Source organism: Mesorhizobium sp. M1A.F.Ca.IN.020.06.1.1, from assembly GCF_004023265.1.
Lineage (GTDB): Bacteria > Pseudomonadota > Alphaproteobacteria > Rhizobiales > Rhizobiaceae > Mesorhizobium.
In genome coordinates this window covers 1-2,608 of record NZ_RZSR01000858.1, presented here as the reverse complement: position 1 = coordinate 2,608, position 2,608 = coordinate 1, and the positions used below count along the sequence as shown (strand labels likewise).

At 67.8% G+C, this 2,608-nt stretch carries 1 pseudogene; it reads left to right on the top strand.

The features are described from left to right. A pseudogene (locus tag EOA60_RS28105) lies at nucleotides 1–2,608 on the top strand (calcium-binding protein); the annotation flags it as partial.

The window sequence follows — 2,608 nt, the reverse complement described above, 5'->3', positions numbered from 1 at the left end:
CGGGTGCCCTTGCGCAGGGCGCCATCGCCCTTGGCACGGATGTGCAGGCATCTCAGCAAAACACCGTTGCCATCGGCATTCTGACCAAAGCAACTGGAACGAGCGCCACGGCGATGGGCAACACGGCAAGCGCTTGGGGCAACCAGTCCATCGCCTTGGGTTTGGGCGCGCAGGCAGGCGTTCAGGCCAACACGGCCCTGCCCAATAGCATCGCGATCGGCACCAACTCGCTCTCTTCCGGCGCTTTCGCCGTCGCGATGGGACCTGCCTCAATTGCAAGCGGCGCTGCAGCCACGGCGATTGGCAACACGGCCGTGGCCAGCGGCCAAAACGCCTCCTCTTTCGGGTCCGGAGCAAGTGCGGCAGGAGACAATTCTCTCGCTGCCGGCGTCAGCGCCAGCGCCGGGGGCCTCGACAGTACCGCGCTCGGCATCGGCACCGTAGCCAGCGCAGACAATTCCACCGCCGTCGGACGTGAATCCCGCGCCACCGGACTCAACAGCACTGCGCTCGGCCGCGGCGCCCAAAGCACCGCCCAGAACTCCATCTCTCTCGGCGCAGGCACGAGAGCGACCGGAATAGGTGCCGTCTATGTCGGCTCGAGCACCTTTGCAACGAGCGCCAGTGGAGACAACGCCATCGGCATCGGTACGGACGTGACGGCATCCGCGGACGACGCCCTTGCAATGGGACGCGAGAGCCAGGCGACGGCAACCAACGCCGTCGCGGTCGGTCTGCAGTCCGCTGCGCTCTCCGCCGACTCCATCGCCATGGGCACGGGCGCGACCGCCGATGGCGGCAAGGCCGTCGCCATCGGCGCCGGCAACTCCGCCTATGGTGACGGCGCGGTCGCCATCGGCGATCCGAGCTATGCCAGCGGCACTGGCGCCTTCACCGGTGGCGCCAACAACATCGCCAACAGCGACGGCACGGCCAGCGCCACCGCCGCCAACCAGGCCGCCGGCGCGGTTGCGATCGGCAACAACAACAAGGCGATCGGGCAGGGTTCCGTGGCGCTGGGCAACGGTTCCACCGCGGGTGCGACCGGCTTCGTCGGGAATGTCGCGCTGGGCAATGGCGCGACCGCCACGGCAAGCTCCGGTGATGTGGCCCTCGGCTCGGGCTCGGTCACCCAGGTGGCCGTCGGCACCTCCGGCACGACGATCGGGGGCACGGCCTATACCTTCGCCGGAACGACGCCGACCTCGACAGTCAGCATTGGGGCGCCGGGCGCTGAGCGGACCCTCACAAACCTCGCCGCAGGACGCATTAGCGGCAGCTCGACTGACGCGATCAACGGCTCGCAGCTTTTCGCGACCAACCAACAGGTTACGCAGAACACCACCGATATCGCCAATCTCAGCACGTCGCTCACCGACATCAACAACGGCGGCGGCATCAAGTATTTCCATGCCAATTCCACGCTCGCCGATTCCCAGGCGCTGGGAACGGATTCCGTTGCGATCGGCCCCAATGCCGTCGCCGCCAATGCCGGCGATGTCGCAATCGGCCTGAACGCGGTTTCGGGCACCACGACCGCGGTCGGCAGCACGGTCATCGGCGGCGCGACCTACACCTTTGCCGGCGGGACGCCGGCCGGTGCCTTCTCGGTCGGCTCGGCCGGCGCGGAGCGCCAGATCCAGAACGTCGCGGCCGGGCAGTTGAACGGCTCCTCGACCGACGCGGTGAACGGCTCGCAGCTCTTCGCGACCAACCAGCAAGTGACGCAGAACACCACCGACATCGCCGCCAACACCGCTGACATCACCAATCTCGGCAACACGATCAACAGCTTCGCCGGCGACACGTCGACCGCCTATACAGATGCCAACGGTGAGGGTATCCGCTATGTCCGCACCAACGACACGACGCTGCCCGTCGCCGATGCCTTCGCGCAAGGGGTGGGCTCCTCCGCGCTCGGCTACCAGGCGACGGCCTCCGCCGGCGATTCGCTGGCGCTCGGCCGGGGCACTCAAGCCACGATCCTTGGCGGCGTTGCGCTCGGTGCCGGCTCGGTTTCGGATCGTGCGGTGGCGCCGACATCGGGATCGATCCTCTCCGGCACCGGGCTCATCCCCTACAACACTGCGGACATGAGTCTGCTCGGCGCCGTCTCGGTCGGCACCTCCACCTCCTATCGTCAGATCATCAACGTTGCCGACGCCACGGAGGACCAGGACGCGGTGACGCTGCGCCAGTTGAAGGGCGCGCTGAGCTCCTTCGCGGTGACGGGAACCATGTACTTCCACGCCAATTCGACCGCCTCGGATTCGCTTGCGGCCGGCATCGATTCGGTTGCGATCGGTCCGCGCACCACCGTCAACGGCGACAACGGCATAGGCATGGGTAACGGCGCCATCGTGCAGTCGACGGCACCGGGCGGCATCGCGATCGGCCAGACCTCGACTGTCAATGCGGCAGACAGCATCGCGCTAGGGACGAACTCGACCGCCAACGGTGCCCAGTCGATGGCGCTCGGCGCCGGCGCCACGGCCAACGAGCCGGGCAGCGTCGCGCTCGGTGCGGGCTCGACGACGGCGGCGGCGGTCGCCACGACGGGCACGACCATCAACGGCGTCGCCTACACCTTCGCCGGAACCGCTCCGAC